At 67.2% G+C, this 21,896-nt stretch carries 12 protein-coding genes; 9 read left to right on the top strand and 3 right to left on the bottom strand.

Features of this window, described 5'->3' with window-relative positions:
- On the bottom strand, nucleotides 1-1,224 hold the full coding sequence (locus CYU59_RS13700; RefSeq protein ID WP_292990355.1) for a cytochrome P450: 1,224 nt from the start codon (nucleotides 1,222-1,224) through the stop codon (nucleotides 1-3).
- Nucleotides 1,225-1,403: 179 nt separating this feature from the next.
- Between CYU59_RS13700 and CYU59_RS13695 the strand changes: the two genes are divergently transcribed.
- From CYU59_RS13695 to CYU59_RS13675, 5 genes are read left to right on the top strand one after another with little or no spacing between them, the layout of a single operon-like run.
- Nucleotides 1,404-2,519, top strand: a complete 1,116-nt coding sequence (locus tag CYU59_RS13695) for a Rieske 2Fe-2S domain-containing protein (protein WP_292990352.1) — start codon at nucleotides 1,404-1,406, stop codon at nucleotides 2,517-2,519.
- The gene (locus CYU59_RS13690) at nucleotides 2,519-4,066 is read left to right on the top strand and encodes an AMP-binding protein (RefSeq protein ID WP_292990349.1); all 1,548 of its coding nucleotides are present in this window, start codon (nucleotides 2,519-2,521) and stop codon (nucleotides 4,064-4,066) included. The genes CYU59_RS13695 and CYU59_RS13690 overlap by 1 nt, the downstream gene beginning before the upstream one ends.
- A gap of 17 nt (nucleotides 4,067-4,083) precedes the next feature.
- Nucleotides 4,084-4,485, top strand: a complete 402-nt coding sequence (locus tag CYU59_RS13685; protein ID WP_292990346.1) for a nuclear transport factor 2 family protein — start codon at nucleotides 4,084-4,086, stop codon at nucleotides 4,483-4,485.
- Between the two features lie 56 nt (nucleotides 4,486-4,541).
- Nucleotides 4,542-5,012, top strand: coding sequence for a MaoC family dehydratase N-terminal domain-containing protein (locus CYU59_RS13680; protein ID WP_292990421.1), 471 nt, complete (start codon nucleotides 4,542-4,544; stop codon nucleotides 5,010-5,012).
- Between the two features lie 60 nt (nucleotides 5,013-5,072).
- On the top strand, nucleotides 5,073-5,480 hold the full coding sequence (locus CYU59_RS13675) for a MaoC/PaaZ C-terminal domain-containing protein (RefSeq protein WP_292990343.1): 408 nt from the start codon (nucleotides 5,073-5,075) through the stop codon (nucleotides 5,478-5,480).
- A 104-nt stretch (nucleotides 5,481-5,584) separates the two neighbouring features.
- On the opposite strand, the gene CYU59_RS13670 is transcribed toward CYU59_RS13675, so the two are convergent.
- On the bottom strand, nucleotides 5,585-7,054 hold the full coding sequence (locus tag CYU59_RS13670) for an aldehyde dehydrogenase (protein WP_292990340.1): 1,470 nt from the start codon (nucleotides 7,052-7,054) through the stop codon (nucleotides 5,585-5,587).
- A gap of 129 nt (nucleotides 7,055-7,183) precedes the next feature.
- On the opposite strand from CYU59_RS13670, the gene CYU59_RS13665 reads away from it, so the two are divergent.
- Nucleotides 7,184-8,506: a lipocalin-like domain-containing protein gene (locus CYU59_RS13665; protein WP_292990338.1), complete on the top strand. Its 1,323-nt coding sequence runs from the start codon at nucleotides 7,184-7,186 to the stop codon at nucleotides 8,504-8,506.
- A 7-nt stretch (nucleotides 8,507-8,513) separates the two neighbouring features.
- Here CYU59_RS13665 and CYU59_RS13660 read toward each other — a convergent pair whose 3' ends face one another.
- Nucleotides 8,514-10,145 carry a serine/threonine-protein kinase gene (locus CYU59_RS13660; RefSeq protein ID WP_292990335.1) on the bottom strand — a complete coding sequence of 544 codons (1,632 nt, stop codon included), beginning with the start codon at nucleotides 10,143-10,145 and terminating at the stop codon, nucleotides 8,514-8,516.
- A gap of 142 nt (nucleotides 10,146-10,287) precedes the next feature.
- Between CYU59_RS13660 and CYU59_RS13655 the strand changes: the two genes are divergently transcribed.
- From CYU59_RS13655 to CYU59_RS13645, 3 genes are all read left to right on the top strand, one after another.
- Nucleotides 10,288-11,523: a low temperature requirement protein A gene (locus CYU59_RS13655; protein ID WP_292990418.1), complete on the top strand. Its 1,236-nt coding sequence runs from the start codon at nucleotides 10,288-10,290 to the stop codon at nucleotides 11,521-11,523.
- A gap of 490 nt (nucleotides 11,524-12,013) precedes the next feature.
- Entirely contained in the window at nucleotides 12,014-21,244 is a 9,231-nt protein-coding gene (locus CYU59_RS13650) for a type I polyketide synthase (RefSeq protein WP_292990333.1), read from the top strand.
- 88 nt (nucleotides 21,245-21,332) lie between these two features.
- Nucleotides 21,333-21,725 carry a holo-ACP synthase gene (locus tag CYU59_RS13645; protein ID WP_292990331.1) on the top strand — a complete coding sequence of 131 codons (393 nt, stop codon included), beginning with the start codon at nucleotides 21,333-21,335 and terminating at the stop codon, nucleotides 21,723-21,725.
- The last annotated feature ends 171 nt before the right edge of the window (nucleotides 21,726-21,896 follow it).

Below are 21,896 nucleotides of genomic sequence, written 5' to 3'. Positions count from 1 at the left end.
CTAGCGTGCGCGCAGCGTAATCGGCATTTCGTCGTAGATCGACATGTTGGTGGTCAGGTTCGGATAGCTGACCTGCGCGGGGCCGAGGGTCAGGTCGTCGCAGCGCAGCAAGAGCTCGTCCAGCACGGCGCGGATCTCGGCGCGAGCCAGCATCGCGCCCAGGCAGTGATGCGCTCCGCCGCCGCCGAAGGCGACGTGCTGGTTCGGTTGGCGGCCGATGTCGAAGGTGAACGGCGAATCGAAGACCTCCTCGTCGCGGTTCGCCGATCGCAGCATCGCGACCACCCGCTCGCCCTGGGGGATGTGCTGGCCGTCCATCTCGATGTCGACCTTGGTGCTGCGGGTCCAATACGCCACCGGCGATGCCCAGCGCAGCACCTCTTCGACGGCGCTTGATCGCACGGAATCGTCGTCGCGGTACCGTTCGATCTGGTCCGGATTCGCGACGAACGCTTCTAGTCCGATGGCCAACGCATTCTTGGTCGTGTCACTGCCGGCGAATGCCAGCACGAAGAAGAAGAACTCCAGTTCGTTTGCGGCCAAGCGGAATTGCTTGCCATCGTCGCCGGTGATGACGCCCGATGCGATGGTGCTCCAGATGTCGTCGGCGGGATTGCGCCGCTTTTCGGCGGTCAGCTCCATGGCGTAGCCGAAGATCGAGGCGAACACCTCGGTGTCCATCTCGGCGGCCTTGGACTGGACCTTCAGGATGTGGTCGAAGCCGTCGAAGATGCGGGGTCGATCCTGTTCGGGGATGCCGATGATGTCGCCGATCACGGTCATCGGCAGGGCATCGGCGACGTCGTCGATCCAGTCACCGCTGCCTTTGGCGAGCAGATCGTCGATCAGGCGCGCCGCACGGGCCCGGATGCCGTCCTCGAGCCTGGCGATCGCCCGTGGCGTGAAGGCGCTCGAGATGAGTTTGCGGTGCTTGATCTGTTCCGGCGGGTCCAGCGTGATGATGGTCGGGTTGGACGCGAACAGGTCGGCGGGCTGAATAAGCGGTCCGTCCACAGCGGTGAACGATTCGTGGTCGCGGTGCAGCCGCACGGCATGCCGGTGCTTGGTGGTCATCCAGAAATCCCGCTTGACGGTCTTCTCGACACCCGGTGTCAGGCCGTGGCGGAACAGCGGTCTGCTGCGGCGCAGCTCGCTGAACACCTCGTCTGGAAAGCCGTTGCGCCACAATCCGAAATCGGACAGATCGATTTTCGAAGCGGTCATCGTCACCCTCGATTCACCAACACGCTTACGCCGCGTTCGGTTTCTGAACCTACCGCCGTCGTGCGTGTGCGTTGACGTTCAATGCTTAAAATAGTAAAAATAGACCAAGTCTTCACAGTGCGGCCAGCGCGGCTGTGTGCCAATCAGCCGGCGCGTGAGTGGACGCAGAAGGAGAGCCAGTGACGGACACCATTTCGGACTCCTCCATCGATCCGTCCGAGCGCGAATTCGGGCCCAGCGGCATCAGCCTGTCGCCGTACCGATTCCCGACCGGATGGTTCATCGTCGGCTTCGCCTCAGAGCTGGCGCCCGGGGACGTCAAGCGGGTGCACTACTTCGGCGAGGAAATGGTGCTGTTTCGCACCGAGTCCGGCGAAGTGAATGTGCTGGACGCCTACTGCCAGCACCTCGGCGCCAACATGGGCGTCGGCGGGACGGTCGAGGGCGAGAACATCGTCTGCCCGTGGCACGGCTGGCAGTGGCGCGGCGACGGCACCAACGCGCTGATTCCTTACAGCAAGATCGGTTGCAAGAACAATGTCCGCGTCCGGACCTACCACAGCGCCGAGTGGTACGGCTTCATCCTGGTGTGGCACGAACGGCACGGCAGGGCGCCTTACTGGCAGCCGCCGGTGTTGCCCGAGTTGGAGACCGACGAGTACTACCCGCTGCACCCACACAGCCGGATGCTCAACCGGGTCAAGGTGCACGCGCAGATGATCATCGAAAACGCCGCCGACCCGTACCACGTGCAGTACGTGCACAAGGCCGCGAACCCGGCGAACACCACGTCGTTCGAAGTCGACGGCTACCACTTGCACGCCACGGTCAGCGCGCACTTCGGCGGTGGACGGTCACAGACCTGGCTGACCCCCAACGGCCCGGTCGACGCCAAGATCGTCTACGACAACTATTCGCTGGGCCTGGGCATCGTGCGCTTTCCCAGCGACTTGGTGGCCACCATCGAGGTCACCGGTCAGACGCCGGTCGACGAGGACTACACCGACTACTTCTACACCCAGGCCTCGGTCCGGGAGTCCGGCGACACCGGTGACGTGCCGAGTGGCCGGGCCGCGAAATTCCTGGCGCTGCAACAAGAAGTCATCAAGCAGGACTTCTTCACCTGGGAAAACATGAAGTATCTGGAGAAGCCGAACCTCGCACCCGAAGAGGCGCACGACTACGCGGCGCTGCGGCGCTGGGCGCACCGGTTCTACCCGGGTGAAGAGCCCGCTTCGAACGACTTCGGCTACACCGCGGCTGGTGACCCGGACCCGGCGGCTGCAGGGGCCTGATGCCCATCGGCCCGGCTGATTTCGGCGTCGAGCGGTTCAGCGTCGCGGCGGTGCTGGATCGGCGTGCCGAGCAGTTTCCCGACCGGGTGATGCTGTCGGTCGACGGCGTCGGCGTGACCTTCGAGCAGATGCGACGGCGCTCCTGCGCGGCCGCCCATGCCTTGCTGGGCTTGGGAATCGGTCCGGGCGACGGTGTCGCGCTGTTCGCCGGCACCTGCCCGGAGTGGGTCTACTTCTGGCTGGGCGCGGCTCGCATCGGCGCAGTGGCCGCCGCCGTGAACACGGCCAACAAGGGCGACTTCCTGCTGCACGCGCTGAGCCTGTCGCGGGCGAAGGTCGTTCTGACCGACGCCGAACGCATGCCGCGGGTCGCCGAGGTGGCCGGCGAACTGCCCTGCTTTGTGTTCGGTGACGATTCGCTGGACGACGGCGCCGAAGCGGTTACCGGCCACGTCGGTGACATTGCCGACATCGGGTCGCTGTTCTTCACCTCCGGCACGACCGGGCCGTCGAAAGCCGTTGCGACCACGTGGCATTACCTGTTCACCACGGCCGCGACCGCCGCGGCGGCCTGGGAGTTCAGCGCCGGTGAGGCGCTGTGGACCGCGATGCCGCTGTTTCATCTCAGTGCCGCGCCGGCCGTGCTGGCACCGATGCTGGTCGGTGGCACAACAGTTTTGGCGTCGAGCTTCCATCCCGCTTCGGTCTGTGACGACGTGCGGGCCAGCAACGCCGTCGGCTTTGTCGGCGCCGGCGCGATGGTGTCGATGCTGTGGAATCAGCCGCCGGACACCCGCGACGCACAGTTGCCGCTGCGCTTCATCTCCGCCGCGCCGATCGCCGCGGGCATCTATCGCGACATCGAAAAGCGTTACGACTGCCGGATCGTGACCATGTACGGCCTGACCGAAGCCTTTCCGATCGCGGTCAAAGGCGTTGCCGAAGACGGAGTGCCCGGAACGTCGGGTCGGCTGAATCCCCACTTCGACGTGACCATCGTCGACGCGGCCGGCGCCCCACTTCCCGAAGGCACGGTCGGTGAGATCGCGTGCCGCCCCCGCCATTCGCACGTGATGAGTGAGGGCTACGTGCGGCCGTCCGGTTCGGGTGTGGATCCACACCCGGAGTGGTTCCGCACCGGAGATCTCGGTGTGCTGGACGGCGACCACAACCTGACTTACGTTGACCGGGTGAAGGATTCGCTGCGCCGGCGCGGCGAGAACATCTCGTCGGTCGAGGTGGAGACCGTGGTGATGCGGCATCCCGCGGTGCTCGAAGCCGCTGTCGTCGGCGTGCCCAGTGAACTGGGCGAGGACGACATCCTGCTGTTCGTCACCGTGCGCCCGGGCCACGACCTCGACCACTCAGAGCTGCTGGACTTTTGCGCCGACCGGATGCCGTACTTCTCGGTGCCGCGCTACGTCGAGATCGTCAGCGAGTTGCCCAAGAACGTGATCGGGCGCATCCGCAAGGACGTCCTTCGCGCCCAAGGGGCCGGACCCGCGGCCTGGGACCGCGAAAGCCACGGATACATCGTCAGTCGCTAGAACAGGGAGAACAACACATGGCCATGACCTATCAGCAGCAGTACGTACTGGACGGCTCGGTGGGGCGCGACGCAATCTTGAACCTGACCGCGCGGCACAACCGGTGCTTCTCCGAGGGGGACCGCAACGGGTGGATCGCGACGTTCCGGCACTCGGGCGCCAGCTTCGTCCGTGACGGCGCCGAATTCACCGACCTGCGTGAGGCTTTCGACGGCGGTGGCGGCCGGCTGGTCACGGTCGACCACGAGATCACCGTCGACGGCGTCAACGCGACGCAGCGATGTGTGGCGCTGCTGTTCACCGGCGGATCTACGCTGCGTGCCACCGGCAGCTATCGCGATCAACTGATCTACGAGCGCGGCGGCTGGTACTTCACTTCTCGCGAACTTCAGTGGGACTCGGTGCCGGTCTCGGCGTGACAGCGACCCCGATCAGCTACAAGCTCGCATTCGGGACCTACGAGGATGCGCTGCGTATGGTCGGCGTGACGTCCGAGCCGAGGGTCGCGGGAACCGTGGTCAGCGCGGCGCGGATCCAGATGTTCGCTGCCACAGTGCAAGACGGCAACCCGTCGTACTGGGACGCTGACTTCGCCACCACGATATGGGGAGGGCTGCTGGCACCCCCGGCCCTGCTGATGGGTTGGCTGGTCCCGCTGCCGTGGGAACCGGGCGGGCGGCCGCCGGTCGCGGCGATCGCGCTGCGGGTTCCGTTGCCCGGCACCACGATCGTCAACGCCGCCAACGAGGCGGACTTTCCGCTGCCCGTACTCGAGGGCGACCGGCTCACGATCGTCGAACAGGTGGTGTCGGTCTCACCGGAGAAGAACTCCAAGCTCGGGGTCGGGCATTTCATCGAGACGCTGGACACCTTCACCCGGCAGGACGGTGCGGTGGTGGCCACCAATCGGAACACGTTGTTCCGCTTCAGTCCGAGCGCCGCATGATCGCCGCATGATCGCCGCGGTGGCGACGATGCAGAACGAAGTTCTGAGGAGGAGCGCCGCATGATCGCCTGGGAAAGCGTCACGGTGCCGACCGACCTGCCCGAGGTTCGCGACGAGATCAGCTACCAGCGGGTGGTGATGAACTCCGGCTCCACCTGGGATTACACCCCGGTCCACTTCGACCCCTACTACGCCGAAAAGCAGGGCCACCCAGGCATTTTCGTCAACACCATGCACATCGCCGGTTTTGCCGACCGGGTCGCCACCGACTGGGCCGGGCCGCAGAGTCGCGTGGTGCGCCGAAAGATGAGGCTGGCCGGATCGATCTACGCCGGCGACACGATGGTGGGCCGGGGCCGGGTGGTGGCCAAACCCTCGGCGGGGCTGATCGACCTGGAGATCGACATCGTCAACCAGCGCGGCGAACTGTGCTCACCGGTGGAATTGACGCTGCACTTGCCTGGGTAGCGGGCACCTTCGATTGCCCACCTCTGAGCGACAACGCTGGGCGTCAGACGAATTTGTCGCTACGAGGCGGGCACATCGAGTGCCGACACCGCGCGGCGGCCGCGCTAGGACAGCGGCGGCATCGCGCCCTTGCTGATCACCGACTGCAACTCGACGTACTCGTGCAGACCCTCGGGTCCGAACTCGCGGCCGATGCCGGACTGTTTGAAACCGCCGAACGGGCTGCCGATGTCGAGCGTGTACATGTTGATGCCGTAGGTGCCGGCCCGCACCCTCGCGGCCACCTCGAGACCGTGCGCGATGTCCGCGGTCCACACCGAGCCGGCCAGGCCGTAGTCGCTGTCGTTGGCGATGCGGACGGCTTCGGCTTCGTCGCGGTAGGTCAAAACGCTGAGCACGGGACCGAAGATCTCCTCGCGCGCGATCCGCATGTCGTTGGTGACGTCGGTGAACAGCGTCGGGCGGACGTACCACCCCTGGTCATGCGGTGCGTCCTCGCCGCCGAGGATGATCCGGGCGCCCTCTTTGACCCCGGAGCGGATGTAGTCCTGCACCCGAGCCTGCTGACGCTGAGCGACCAGGGGCCCGACGTCGGTGGCCTCGTCGGCCGGGTCGCCGACCTGCAAATCCGTCATCATCGCCGACAGCGCGTCGATGACTTCGTCGTGGCGCCGCTCGCTGACCAGAATGCGGGTCTGCGCCACGCAAGCCTGCCCGTTGTTCATCAGGCTCGCGGACTTCAACTCCTGAACGGTCTTGGCGATGTCGGCGTCGTCGAGAATGATCGCCGCCGACTTGCCGCCCAGTTCGAGGCTGACCCGCTTGAGTTGCTCGCCGCACAACGTCGCGATCCGGCGTCCGACCGCACTCGACCCGGTGAAGGACACCTTGTCGACTCCCGGATGACGCACGAGTGCCTCGCCCACGTCGGTGCCGCCCGGAAGGACCGAGACCACCCCTTCCGGCAGGTCGAGCTGCTCGATCATCTCCGCCAACCACAAAGCGTCCAAGGGCGTTTCGGGTGCGGGTTTGACGATCACCGGGCAGCCGGCGATCAGCGCCGGGATCAGCTTGGGCATGATCAGGAATTGCGGCACGTTCCAGGGCACGATCGCCGCGACGACGCCGACCGGGGCACGGTGCAGATGCACCTCGCCGAGCACGCCGTGCCGTCGTTCGGTCCAGGCGAAGTCACGGGCCACACCCAGGGTCAGATGGATCATCGTGACCGCCGCCGCGGCCTGGCCCAGCCGGCTGAAACTGCGGGGGGAGCCCATCTCGTCGGTGATCAGGTCGGCCATCTCGTCGAGGTGGCCACCGTAGATGGTGGCGAGTTGCTCGACCTTACTCATCCGTTCCTGCGGGGTTAGCCGCGGCCACGGACCGTGGTCGAACGCGTGCCGAGCGGCGGCGACTGCGTCGTCGACGTCGGCGGGAGTCGCGGCGGGGACGTCGCCGATCGACTTTTCGGTATGCGGGGAGATGACCGTCAGACGCTGATCGGTGGACGGCTTGCGCCACTGTCCGCCGACGAAAAGCTGGTCGTAGCAACGGTGGTCACGGGTTTCCGGCATGGGGCACGACCTCTGGAAAGGCGATGGCAACTTCGCTATTGATGCTAACATAGCAAAAAAGACGGGACGCCTGACACCTATCGTGAATCCGGTGGCAAGAGCGACGCGATCCAAACCCCGAGGTGTGAGATGGACACTGACTGGCGCAAGTACCCGTTCCGTTTGGTGGAGAACGACCGCGCTCTGGATTTCCCGGCAGCCGAGGGTCTGCATGAAGACCAAGAGTCCGACACCTGGTTCATCGCGGGCGAGCTGACCGGCGAGACGGGCCGCACGTTCTCCTACCTGACCATCTTCAACAAGAACCGTCCGGGCGGAACCATCGTCGCCGATTTCTACACTATGGCGCTATTCGACTGCGACACAGGCGAATACGGAACATACACCGATTACGACATGCCGCCGCGGAACATGCAACCGGGTGCCCAGCCCAAGATGACGATGGCCGCGGGGTATCTCGACATCGGATACCAGAGCAGTGCCGGACCGGTGACGTGGTGCTCCTGCCGGGACGACGACGGCGAATTGAAGCCTTACACCTACCGGATCAGCCTGCGCGGCCTGGACCAGACCGGCCGGTCGATGGAACTGGACCTGGATGTGACGCCGACGCGTGCTCCGGTCCCCGTCGGTGCGGACACCTACGACGGCAGGATCGTCTGCTTCGGCCAGGCCGACACCTACTCATATTTCCAAACCGGTATGGCGATGAACGGAACACTGCGCTGGGGCGAGCAGCGCGAACAGGTCAGCGGTAGCGCGGGACACGTTGACCGGCAGTGGTTTCCCAAATACGCCAACGGTGGCGGAGACGGGGGAGACCCACGCTCCCGGTCGCACGAATGGCGGACGATCAACCTCGACAACGGTGTCGACATGAGTATCTGGCACCAGTTCGATCGGCTGAACGGTAATGCGCCGCAACCGTTCTCGGGTGCGACCGTGAGCTACCCGGATCCAGCCAAGGCGCCAGAGTGCGCGGAGGACGTCGAGGTCACGGTCGAGAGCTATGTCCGCTGGCCCAATGCGATCCGGCCCCTGGTGCGTCCCCCCGCGCCGGACCGGTTCATGCCGAATCTGCATCGGCTGCACAGCGACGCTCTCGAGTTGGACCTGATCGGCGAGCCGCTGGTGGCGGCGCCCGCGCACGGGTTGCCGATCGAGTACATGGAAGGGCCATATCGCTACGACGGCACCATGCGTGGCGAGCAGGTGAGCGGATTTGCGTTCTACGAACGCTCGCTGGCGCTGTACCGGGACTGGGAGCTGGTCGACGTCTTGGCGTCCACCCTCGACGGCCACGCCGATGTGGTCGAGGAGCTCGGTCGGCTGGTCGCGGCCGGTAATCGGGCTGGAGCGCAGAAGTTGTTGCAGGACAACCTCACAACGTTTCCTGTCGGCGGCCGCGACGTCGCCGAGGCGTTGATCGAAGTGCTCTCGCCCGACAGCTGACCGCGGCTCAGGCGCCCGGCGGTTGCCAGGCGAACCCGCCCGGGGTGCCGACGCAGTTCACCGGCACACCCGAGTTGGACACTGCAGTGGAACCCTCTGCACCACAGGGCATCCCAACTGCGGGCCGGGTGTCCAGGGCGTTCGGCCCGGTCGGCGGTGTGGTCGCCGGCTTGGGCGGGTTCGTTGCGGGTGTCTGCGGTGCGGCGCTCGACGCCGGCGCCGTACTGGTCGGGCGTTTGGTGGTGGTCGGCACTGTGGTCGTCGGCAACGAGGTGGTGACCGTGACCCGCGGCGGAATGACCGGTGGCGGCGGGGGCGGGGCCACCACGACCGGCGGCGCGATGATTGCCGGGGCCGGGCTGGTCGACTCCGTGGTGGTGGTCTCGACGTTGGCCGGGGCGTCGTCGTGCTGAGACGCCGAACGGAGGGCCTTGACGCCGGCGAACCAGGCAATCACCACGACCACGATCGCCCCGCCGATTGCCGCCGATTGCCGCAGCCGGCGCTTGCGCGCCTCGGCGGCTTCGTCGTCGGAGAAGTCGTCGGAGAGGTCGTCATCGACGTCGACGAGCTTCGCGGACGACGGGGGAAGGACCGTCGTGGCGTCCTCGTCGACGTGGTGTTTGGCGTGGCCGTTCGACCGGACGGCCGGAGCGGCGGCTTCGGGCGCTGCGACGGTGGGCGCCGGCTCGTCGGCCTTGGCCGGCGTTGCGATCGTGGCGGTTTCACCGTTGCCGTTGGTCGACTCGCGGAAGATGGACGCGGCGCGCACCTCGGAGGTGGCGCGGATATGCGACCGTGTGCCGCCGGTCGATTCGAGCGCCTTGGCGAAGTCTCGGCATCGCCGGAACCGGTCGACCGGATCCTGGGACAGGGCACGCGCGAAGATCGCATCGAAGTCGGTCAGGTCGGGGCGGATCTCGCTCGGTCGGGGCGGTCGATCGTTGAGCTGCCGGTTGACCACCACGGTCGGGTTGAAATGAGCGAACGGCGGTGCCCCGGTCAGCAGGTGAAAAGCGCTGGCGGCCAAAGCGTATTGGTCGACTCTGCCGTCGAGTTCCTCGCCCATCAGCTGTTCGGGAGCCGTGTAGCCGGCGGTACCGATGAACATGCCGGCGCGGGTCAAGGTGTTGTGGGCACCCTCGGGTCGCGCTACACCGAAGCCGGTCAACGCGATTCGGCGTCGGTCGGCCGGAGAGTTGCTGATCAGAATGTTGCCGGGATTGACGTAGCGGTGCAGCACGCCGCTGTCGTGCGCGTAGTCCAGCGCGTCGGCGATCGCGGACACGATCTCCATCACCATCCGCGGCGGCATGCCGTCGAGATGGCCATCGCTCATCAGCTCCGCGGCGTCGGAACCGTCGACATAGTCGAACGAGAGCCACAACTGATCCTCGAACTCCCCGCGGTCGGTGAGCCCGGCGATGTTCGGGTGCCAGAGCGTCGCCGCCTGGTCGGATTCCTGCTGGAACCGCAAGCGGTAGTCCAGATCGAGCGAGGTGTCGGCGGGAATCAGGTGAAGCACTTGCTGGCGGGGTAGACGTGGATGTTCGGCGACGTATAGCTCGCCGAACTCCTCGTATCCGAGCGGCCGAACAATATTGAATCCAGCGGCTGTCGCTCCAATGACCAGCGGCATGGGGAGGATCGTACATACTGCCCGCGGCCGTCAACGGTCATGGTGCTAAGCGGTCACCGAATCGAGACCGGAGGAAAATAATCCCGTGAGCGAACCTGGAAATCGCCACGACCACGTGGTCCGCACCCACCGGCTTCGTCGAATGTCGGGACGCGACCCGCACGAGCCGCACCGGGTGGCCACACCACTGGAGCTGCTGTTCGACCTGACGTTCGTCATCGCCTTCGGCGTCGCCGCTGGGCAGTTCGCCCATTCCCTGGCGTCCGGTCACGTCGAAGCCGGCCTGATCAGCTTCTCCTTCGCCACGTTCTCGGTGTGCTGGGCGTGGATCAATTTCAGCTGGTTCGCCTCTGCCTACGACACCGACGACTGGGTCTACCGGCTCACCACGATGCTGCAGATGGTGGGCGTGCTGGTGCTGGCCCTGGGGATTCCGCCGGTGTTCTCGTCGATAGCCGAGGGTGCCCATGTCGACAACCGGGTACTGGTCGGCGGCTATGTGGTGATGCGGGTGGCCATGGTGATCCAGTGGCTGCGGGCCGCCGGGCAGGACCCGGCCCGCAAGGTCGCATGTCTGACCTACGCCGGCTCCATCACCGTCGCGCAGCTCGGGTGGATTGCCGTCGCGATCGTCAACAGCTCGGTGACCGTCACGTTCGTGCTGTTCGCCGTGATGGTGGCGATCGAACTGACTGGTCCGCTGATCGCGGAGAAGCGAAAGGGCGGAACGCCCTGGCATGCGCACCACATCGCCGAGCGCAACGGGCTGCTGACCATCATCGCCCTGGGTGAGGGGGTGGTAGGGACCGTCGCCTCGTTGTCGGCCATGGTCGCCGAACACGGCTGGACCACCGACGCCGCACTGGTCGCAATCGCGGGTACTGGTCTGACGTTCGGGATGTGGTGGGTGTACTTCGTGGTGCCGGCAGCTCAGCTGCTGCACGCCCACCGAGAGCGCTCCTTCGGCTACGGCTACCTGCACATCGCGGTGTTCGGATCGATCGTCGCCACCGGCGCCGGCCTGCATGCGGCCGCGGACTCCATCGAGCACCGATCCTCGCTGGACGCGGTGGCGTCGGTGGTGGCCGTCGCCGCGCCGGTTGGGCTGTACATCGGATCTGTCTACGGCACCTACCTGTTGCTGACCCGAGCCTGGGACGGTTTTTACACCGCCGTCGTGCTGGTCACGCTGTCGGTGCTGGGCACCGCGGTCGGTCTGGCGGTAGCGGGAGTGTCCACTCCGGTGTGTCTGCTGGTGGTCGCGGCCGCGCCGGCCGCGGTGGTCGCCGGCTACGAATGGTTGGGCCATCAGCGGACGGCGGCGGCGCTGGCGGGCGGCCGGGGGACGGGTGGTGGCCACTCCACGCCGCTGATCTGAGCCCAAGCTGACTCTTGAGTAAGTTCCCAGCAAACTTTTGCACGGCGTCCAACCCGTTGGATCGGGACGAGTCGCCGCACACCATCTCGTCGACGCGCGACCGCAGCGCCGGATAAGGCGCAATTTTTCGAGATAACGATTAGGTAACAATACTGCTTTGATCTGCACAGTTATAGCTACTCAACCGTAACCACCCGCATGCAGCAGGTTTGGTTCGGACGTCCTCGGCGGCTGTTGTGCGGAGTGTTACCCAGCCCACCATTACTCGCGCGTAGTACTCACCAGTAACCAATTTCCCTGGGAAACCTCCGATTTCCTTATGACACTCTTAGTGCAGCCGATGACGTCCTCCGGCGTGGCCCGCGCAAGCCGGGCCGGCCATGGCATGGCCGGAAGGGATCCGGGGGCTCGATCGGCATGTTGACGAAATTTATGGGGCAGCGCGGCTCTGACACTTGAGCGGACGAGCGCTATTGAGGGAGATACACACGTGACGATCTATGAGCACCATCGAGTCTCTGCTGACCGCGACGGGTTCGCCCCGGACACTCATGCGCTCGTCGATCGTCTGACCGCCGGTGAGGCGTATGCGGTCGCGTTCGGCGGCCAGGGCGGCGCGTGGCTGGAGACGCTCGAGGAGCTGGTGTCGTCCTCCGGCATCGAATCGGAGCTGACGACCCTGGCCGGTGAAGTCGACCTGCTGCTCGAGCCGGTGGCCAACGAGCTCGTCGTCGTGCGACCGATTGGTTTCGAGCCGCTGCAATGGGTCCGCGCGCTGGCCGCCGAAGACCCGGTGCCGTCCGCCAAGCACCTCACCTCGGCCGCAGTGTCGCTGCCCGGTGTGCTGCTCACCCAGATCGCGGCGATCCGCACGCTGGCCCGGCAGGGCATGGACCTGGTCGCCACCCCGCCGGTCGCCGTCGTCGGCCACTCGCAGGGCATCCTGGCGGTCGAGGCGCTGAAGGCGGCCGGCACTCGCGACATCGAGCTGCTGGCGATGGCTCAGCTGATCGGCGCGGCCGGCACGCTGGTGGCCCGTCGGCGCGGAATCTCGGTACTCGGCGATCGTTCGCCGATGGTGTCGGTCACCAACGCCGACCCCGAGCGGCTCTACCGCCTGCTCGAAGACTTCTCGCAGGACGTCCGCACGGTGCTGCCGCCCGTGCTCTCCATCCGAAACGGCCGCCGTTCGGTGGTCATCACCGGCACGCCCGAGCAGTTGTCCCGCTTCGAGCTGTACTGCAAGCAGATCTCGGAGAAGGAAGAAGCGGAGCGCAAGAACAAGCTCCGCGGCGGCGACGTCTTCGCGCCGGTCTTCGACTCGGTCCAGGTCGAGGTGGGCTTCCACACCCCGCGACTCGCCGACAGCATCGACATCGTCGGCGAATGGGCGGAGAAGGTCGGCATCGACGTCGAGCTGGCTCGCGCCATGGCCGAGGCCATTTTGGTCCAGCCGGTCGACTGGGTCGACGAGGTGATTCAGGTCCACGAGGCCGGCGCGCGCTGGATCCTCGATCTGGGCCCCGGCGACATCCTGACCAGGCTCACCGCGCCCGTGATCCGCGGACTCGGAGTCGGCATCGTGCCCGCGGCGACCCGTGGCGGTCAGCGCAACCTGTTCACCGTCGGCGCCGTCCCCGAGGTGGCCCGGCCGTGGTCGAGCTACGCGCCCACGCTGGTGACCCTGCCCGACGGGCGGGTCAAGCTGTCGACCAAATTCACCCGGCTCACCGGCCGGTCGCCGATCCTGCTCGCGGGCATGACCCCGACAACCGTCGACGCCAAGATCGTGGCCGCCGCGGCCAACGCGGGCCACTGGTCCGAGCTCGCCGGCGGTGGCCAGGTCACCGAACCGATCTTCAACGACCGCATCGAGGAGCTCGCCGGGCTGCTGGAGCCGGGCCGCACCTACCAGTTCAACTCGCTGTTCCTCGACCCCTACCTGTGGAAGCTGCAGGTCGGCGGAAAGCGGTTGGTGCAGAAGGCTCGCCAGTCGGGCGCGGCGATCGACGGGCTCGTGGTCAGCGCCGGAATCCCCGAGCTGGAAGAGGCCGTCGAGCTGATCGAGGAGCTCAACGAGATCGGCATCTCGCATGTCGTGTTCAAGCCCGGCACCGTCGAGCAGATCCGCTCGGTCATCCGCATCGCCACCGAGGTGCCGACCAAGCCGGTCATCATGCACGTCGAGGGTGGACGCGCCGGTGGCCACCACTCGTGGGAGGACCTCGACGACCTGCTCCTGGCCACCTACTCCGAGCTGCGATCGCGGCCCAACATCACCGTCTGCGTCGGCGGCGGCATCGGTACGCCGGAGCAGGCGGCCGAATACCTGTCCGGGCGCTGGGCCCAGTCCTACGGCTTCCCGCTGATGCCGGTCGACGGCATCCTGGTCGGCACCGCGGCAATGGCCGCCCTCGAGGCGACCACCTCGCCGTCGGTCAAGCAGATGCTGGTCGACATCCAAGGCACCGACCAGTGGGTGGGTGCTGGAAAAGCCCAGGGCGGCATGGCCTCCGGCCGCAGCCAGCTCGGCGCCGACATCCACGAGATCGACAACACCGCCTCGCGCTGCGGCCGGCTGCTCGACGAGGTGGCCGGTGACGTCGACGCGGTTGCCGCGCGGCGCGACGAGATCATCGCCGCGATGGCCAACACCGCCAAGCCGTACTTCGGCGACATCGGCGAGATGACCTACCTGCAGTGGCTGCAGCGCTACGTCGAGCTGGCCATCGGCGACGGTGACAGCACCGCGGACACCGCCGCCCCGGGCAGCCCCTGGCTGGCCGACACCTGGCGTGACCGGTTCGAGGCCATGCTGCAGCGCGCCGAGGCGCGGCTGCACCCCCGGGACTCCGGGCCGATCGAGACGCTGTTCTCCGACGCCGATCTCCTGGAGCGGCCGGCCGAGGCGATCGCCGCGCTGGTCGCGAGCTATCCGGACGCCTCCACGGTGCAGCTGCATCCGGCCGACGTGCCGTTCTTCGTCACCCAGTGCAAGACGCCGGGCAAGCCGGTGAACTTCGTGCCGGTGATCGACAAGGACGTACGCCGTTGGTGGCGAAGCGATTCGCTGTGGCAGGCGCACGACGCCCGCTACGACGCCGACCAGGTCTGCATCATTCCCGGCACCGCGGCGGTCGCGGGTATCACCCGGCTCGACGAGCCCGTCGGTGATCTGCTCGACCGCTTCGAGCAGGCCGCGGTCGACGACGTGCTCGCCACCGGTACGACGCCCACGCCGGTCACCGCGCGGCGGCAGGGCCGTCTCGACGTGCGGGGTCCGCTGGCCACCGTGCTCGACGCGCCGGATGTGTTGTGGGCCAACCGCGTTGCGATCAACCCGGTGCACCGCATCGCCGACCCGGCCGACTGGCAGGTGCACGGCGACTTCGACGGGCTCGAGGAGCCCCGGGCGACTCACTCGTCCACCGGTGCGCGCCTGCAGACCGAGGGTGACCAGGTCGTGCTGAGCGTCCCGATCGCCGGTGTGTGGATCGACATTCGATTCAGCTTGCCCGCCAACACCATTGACGGCGCGATCCCGGTGATCCGGACCAAGGATGCGATCGAGGCCATGCGCTCGGTGCTGGCGATCGCCGCCGGTGCCGACGGGCCGGACAGCCTGCCCCGGGTGCACAACGGCACTGCGACCGTCACCGTGCCGTGGGATCCCGAGCGGGTCGCCGACCACACCGGGGTCACCGCGATCTTCAGCGAGCTGCTGGCGCCGACGCTGACCACCGTGCCCGACGCGTTGGTCGGCCGGTGCTGGCCCGCGGTCTTCGCGGCCATCGGCTCCGCGGTCACCGGCTCCGGCGTTCCGGTGGTCGAGGGTCTGCTGAGCCTGGTGCACCTGGACCACGCGGCTCACCTGGTCGCCCCGTTGCCGAAGGTGCCGGCCGAATTGACCGTCACCGCAACGACGTCGGTGGCCTTCGACACCGAAGTCGGCCGGGTCGTCCCGATCTCGGTGACCGTGACCGACTCCGCCCGCAGGGTGCTGGCCACCATGGAGGAACGGTTCGCCATCCGCGGCCGCACCGGGCCCGCCGAGCTGACCGATCCGCTGCGTGCCGGCGGCGCGGTCTCCGAGAACGCCACCGACACCCCACGCCGTCGCCGCCGCGACGTCACGCTGACCGCTCCGGTCGACATGCGGCCTTTCGCGGTGGTCTCGGGTGACCACAACCCGATCCACACCGACCGGGCGGCCGCACTGCTGGCCGGCCTGGACTCGCCGATCGTGCACGGCATGTGGCTGTCGGCGGCCGCGCAGCACGTGGTGACCGCCACTGACGGCCAAGCCCGGCCGCCGGCCCGGCTGATCGGCTGGACGGCCCGCTTCCTGGGCATGGTCCGGCCGGGCGACGAGGTCGACTTCCGTGTCGACCGGGTCGGAATAGACCGGGGCGCCGAGGTTTTGGAAGTCGCCGCCCGGATCGGCTCCGATCTGGTGATGTCTGCTACCGCGCGACTGGCCTCGCCCAAGACGGTGTATGCGTTCCCGGGCCAGGGCATCCAGCACAAGGGCATGGGTATGGACGTCCGGGCCCGTTCCAAGGCCGCCCGCAAGGTCTGGGACGACGCGGACAAGTACACCCGCGAGACCCTGGGCTTCTCGATCCTGCACGTGGTGCGCGACAACCCGACCAGCCTGATCGCCAGCGGAGTGCACTACCAACACCCCGAGGGCGTGTTGTACCTGACCCAGTTCACTCAGGTCGCGATGGCGACGGTGGCCGCGGCTCAGGTCGCCGAGATGCGCGAGCAGGGCGCCTTTGTCGAGGACGCGATCGCCTGCGGCCACTCCGTCGGCGAGTACACCGCGCTGGCCTGCGTGAGCGACGTCTACGGTCTGGAAGCGTTGCTGGAGACCGTGTTCCAGCGCGGGTCCAACATGCACGACATCGTGCCGCGTGACGAGCTGGGCCGCTCCAACTACCGGCTGGCCGCCATCCGGCCGTCGCAGATCGATCTCGACGACGCCGACGTGCCGGCGTTCGTCGAAGAGGTCTCGGTGCGCACCGGTGAGTTCCTGCAGATCGTGAACTTCAACCTGCGCGGATCGCAGTACGCGATCGCCGGTACGGTTGCCGGTCTCGAGGAGCTCGAGGCCGAGGTGGAGCGCCGTCGTGAAATCTCTGGTGGCAAGCGGTCATTCATCCTGGTACCGGGCATCGACGTGCCCTTCCACTCCGAGGTGCTGCGGGTCGGCGTCGCCGAATTCCGGCGTTCGCTGGAACGGGCGATGCCGCGGGGCAAAGACCCCGAGGTCATCATCGGGCGCTACATCCCGAACCTGGTGCCGCGGCCGTTCAGCCTGGAGCGTGACTTCATCCAGGAGATACGGGATCTGGTGCCGGCCGAGCCGCTCGACGAGATTCTGGAGAACTACGACTACTGGCGTAACGAGCGGCCGTTCGACCTGGCCCGCACGCTGATCATCGAGCTGCTGGCGTGGCAGTTCGCCAGCCCGGTCCGTTGGATCGAGACCCAGGATCTGCTGTTCACCGAGGAAGCCGCCGGCGGTCTCGGTGTGGAGCGGTTCGTCGAGATCGGCGTGAAGTCGGCGCCGACCGTCGCGGGTCTGGCGACCAACACCCTGAAGCTGGCCGAATACGCGCACAGCACAGTGGAAGTGCTCAATGCCGAGCGCGACGCCGCGGTGCTGTTCGCCACCGACACCGACCCCGAGCCCGAGGACGTCGTCGACGTGGCGCCGGCCGCGGAGCAGACCACTGCGCCCTCCGTCGAAGCAGCGCCCGCCGCCGCTCCGGCCACGCCGGTGGCTCCGTCTGGTGCTCCGAGGCCGGACGACATCGGGTTCGACGCCGCCGACGCGACGCTGGCGCTGATCGCACTGTCGGCCAAGATGCGCATCGATCAGATCGAGGAGTTGGACTCCATCGAGTCCATCACCGACGGCGCGTCCTCGCGACGCAATCAGTTGCTGGTCGACCTGGGTTCGGAGCTCAACCTCGGTGCCATCGACGGCGCGGCCGAGGCCGACCTGGCCGCGCTCCGGGCACAGGTGACCAAGCTGGCTCGCACGTACAAGCCTTACGGCCCAGTACTTTCCGACGCGATCAACGACCAGCTGCGCACCATCCTCGGACCGTCCGGCAAGCGGCCCGCCGCGATCGCCGAACGGGTCACCAAGACCTGGGAGCTCGGCGCGGGCTGGGTCAAGCACGTCACGGTCGAGGTGGCGCTGGGCACACGTGAGGGCACCAGTGTCCGTGGTGGTTCGCTGGGGAACCTGCACGAGGGTGCGCTGGCGGATGCCGCCGCGGTGGACAGCGTCATCGACGCCGCTGTCACGTCCGTGGCGGCCCGCCGGGGCATTGCGGTGGCGCTGCCGTCCAGCGGCAGTGCGGGCGGCGGCGCAACCGTCGACGCGGCCGCGCTCGGCGAGTTCACCGAGCAGATCACCGGCCGCGACGGGGTGCTCGCCTCGGCGGCCAGGCTGGTGCTGGGCCAGCTGGGTCTCGACGAGAAGGTGAGCGCGCCGCCGGCCGCCAACGACGCCGAGCTGATCGATTTGGTGACCGCCGAACTCGGCGCCGACTGGCCGCGGCTGGTGGCTCCGGTCTTCGACGGCAAGAAGGCCGTCGTGTTCGACGACCGGTGGGCCAGTGCACGCGAAGACCTGGTCAAACTGTGGCTGGTCGAGGAAGACGAGGCCAACGCCGACTGGGCGCGTCTGTCGGAGCGCTTCGAGGGGGCCGGCCACGTGGTGGCCACCCAGGCCACCTGGTGGCAGGGCAGGGCGCTGGCGGCCGGGCGACAGATTCACGCCTCGCTGTACGGCCGGATCGCCGCCGGCGCCGAAAACCCGGATCCCGGCCCGTACCACGCCGAAGTCGCGGTGGTCACCGGTGCGTCCAAGGGCTCGATCGCCGCGTCAGTGGTCGGCAGGCTGCTCGACGGCGGCGCCACCGTGATCGCCACCACGTCCAAGCTCGACGACGACCGACTGGCCTTCTACCGCAACCTCTATCGCGACCACGCCCGCTTCGGCGCCTCGCTGTGGGTAGTGGCGGCCAACATGGCGTCCTACTCCGACATCGATGCACTCGCCGAGTGGGTTGGTAACGAGCAGTCCGAAAGCCTTGGGCCGCAGTCGATTCACATCAAGGACGCTCAGGTTCCGACGCTGCTGTTCCCGTTCGCGGCGCCGCGGGTGGCCGGCGATCTGTCCGAGGCCGGTTCGCGCTCGGAGATGGAGATGAAGGTGCTGCTGTGGGCCGTTCAGCGGCTGATCGGCGGTCTTTCCAAGATCGGTGCCGAGCGTGACATCGCTTCGCGACTGCACGTGGTGCTGCCGGGTTCGCCGAACCGCGGCATGTTCGGTGGCGACGGGGCATACGGCGAGGCCAAGTCGGCGCTGGACGCCGTGGTGACCCGGTGGAGCGCCGAGTCGTCGTGGGCGCAGCGCGTCAGCCTGGCCCACGCGCTGATCGGCTGGACCCGCGGAACCGGGCTGATGGGTCACAACGACGCGATCGTCAGTGCGGTCGAAGAAGCCGGTGTGACAACGTATTCCACCGACGAAATGGCCGAGATGCTGCTCGGGCTCTGCAACATCGAGTCGCGGGCCGCCGCTGCCAGTTCGCCGATCAACGTGGACTTCACCGGCGGACTCGGCGATGTCGACCTGGACATGGCCGAGCTGGCGGCCAAGGCCCGCGAGGAGATGACGTCCGGCGCTGCCACCGAGGACGACGAGTCCGACGCGGGCACGATCGCCGCGCTGCCGTCGCCGCCACGTGGCTTCAGCCCGGCACCGCCGCCGGTGTGGGACCGCCTCGACCTCGACCCGTCGGAATTGGTGGTCATCGTCGGTGGCGCCGAACTCGGTCCGTACGGCTCGTCTCGGACGCGCTTCGAGATGGAGGTCGACAACGAACTCTCGGCAGCCGGTGTACTCGAATTGGCTTGGACCACAGGGCTGATCAAGTGGGAAGAGGATCCGACACCGGGCTGGTACGACACCGCTTCCGGTGACCTGATCGACGAGGCCGACTTGGTCGAGCGCTACCACGACGTGGTGGTCGAGCGCGTCGGCATCCGCGAGTTCGTCGACGACGGTGCGATCGACCCCGATCACGCGTCACCGTTGATGGTGAGCGTGTTCCTCGACAAGGACTTCACGTTCGTCGTCTCCTCGGAGGCCGACGCCCGCGGGTTCGCCCAGTTCGACGCCGAACACACGGTGGTCCAGCCGATTCCGGGATCGAGCGACTGGCAGGTCACCCGCAAGGCGGGCACCGAGATCCGGGTTCCGCGCAAGACGAAACTGTCGCGGACCGTCGGTGCGCAGATCCCGACCGGATTCGACCCGACCGTGTTCGGCATCAGCCAGGACATGGCCAGCTCGATCGACCGGGTGGCGCTGTGGAACATCGTGGCGACCGTCGACGCGTTCCTGTCGTCGGGCTTCACCCCGACCGAATTGATGCGATGGGTGCACCCGGGCCTGGTGGCCAGCACTCAGGGCACCGGCATGGGCGGTATGACGTCGATGCAGACGATGTACCACGGCAACCTGCTCGGCCGGAACAAGCCGAACGACATCCTGCAGGAGGTCTTGCCGAACGTCGTTGCCGCGCATGTGATTCAGTCCTACGTCGGCAGCTACGGCGCGATGATCCACCCGGTCGGCGCGTGCGCCACGGCGGCGGTCTCGGTCGAGGAGGGCATGGACAAGATCCGGCTCGGCAAAGCCGAGTTGGTGGTGACGGGTGGTTTCGACGACCTGACGCTGGAAGCCATCATCGGCTTCGGTGACATGGCCGCCACCGCCGACACCTCGATGATGCGCGGCAGGGGAATCAGCGACGCGAAGTTCTCCCGGCCCAACGACCGTCGCCGGCTCGGCTTCCTGGAGGCCCAGGGCGGCGGCACGATCCTGCTGGCCCGCGGAGACCTCGCGGTCAAGATGGGTCTGCCGGTGCTCGCGGTCGTCGGTTACGCGCAGTCGTTCGCCGACGGCGTGCACACCTCGATTCCGGCCCCGGGCCTCGGCGCGCTGGGTGCCGGCCGCGGCGGTAAGGATTCGCCGTTGGCTCGGGCACTGGCCAGACTCGGCGTCGGCGCCGACGACGTCGCGGTGATCTCCAAGCACGACACCTCGACGTTGGCCAACGACCCCAACGAGACCGAAATGCACGAGCGGCTGGCCGATTCGATCGGCCGGTCCGATGGTGCGCCGCTGTTCATCGTGTCGCAGAAGAGCCTCACCGGGCACGCCAAGGGTGGCGCTGCGGTCTTCCAGATGATGGGCCTGTGCCAGATCCTGCGCGACGGCGTGATCCCGCCGAACCGCAGCTTGGACTGCGTCGACGACGAACTCGCCGACTCCGCGCACTTCGTCTGGGTCCGCGACACGCTGCGACTCGGGGACAAGTTCCCGCTGAAGGCCGGTCTGGTGACCAGCCTCGGGTTCGGTCACGTCTCGGGTCTGGTCGCGCTGGTGCACCCGGAGGCCTTCCTGGCCACGCTCGACGCCGGTCAGCGCGCGGACTACCAGCAGCGGGCCGACGCCCGGGTGCTGGCCGGACAACGTCGACTGGCCTCGGCGATCGCGGGTGGGCGCCCGATGTACGAGCGGCCCGCCGACCGTCGCTTCGACCACGAAGGGTCGGAGAAGCGTCAGGAATCGGCGATGTTGCTCGACGCCGACGCGCGGCTGGGCGACGACGACGTCTACAGCCGGTGAGTCATCCGATAGGTTCTTAGCCGATGAGCCGCGCCGGCGACGGGACTGTGCCCCGTAGAAGCGGGGCCAATGAGGAGGAACGGCGCCTTTGAGCATCGTCGGAGTGGGGATAGACCTTGTCTCCATCACTGAATTCGCCGAGCAGGTCGATCAGCCCGGGACGGTCTTCGCCGAGACTTTCACGCCGGGTGAACGGCGGGACGCCTCGGACAAGAGCTCGTCGGCGGCCCGCCACCTGGCGGCTCGGTGGGCGGCCAAGGAGGCAGTGATCAAGGCCTGGTCCGGGTCACGATTCTCGCAGCGGCCGGTGTTGCGCGAGGACATCCACCGCGACATCGAGGTGGTCACCGACATGTGGGGACGGCCCAAGGTGCGGCTCAGCGGCGACATTGCCGCGCATCTGAAGGACGTGACGATCCACGTGTCGTTGACGCACGAAGCCGACACGGCGGCGGCGGTCGCGATCCTCGAGCTGCCCTAGTTTTGCCGCTCTTACCGCCGAGATCGACATCAGCGTGGTCGGCTCTCGGGCGGTTTCAAGGTTTGGTTGCAACAGTGGATTCTGTTGGTGGTGACAGTAGTAGTTGGTTAACTCGGTTGGTGGGGTTGTCCCAGTTGAATCGTTTTCTGGCTCGTCCGTTGAGTTCGTCGG

The organism is Mycobacterium sp. (assembly GCF_002863225.1).
Taxonomy (GTDB): domain Bacteria; phylum Actinomycetota; class Actinomycetes; order Mycobacteriales; family Mycobacteriaceae; genus Mycobacterium.
This window is presented reverse-complemented; position numbering and strand designations above follow the sequence as displayed.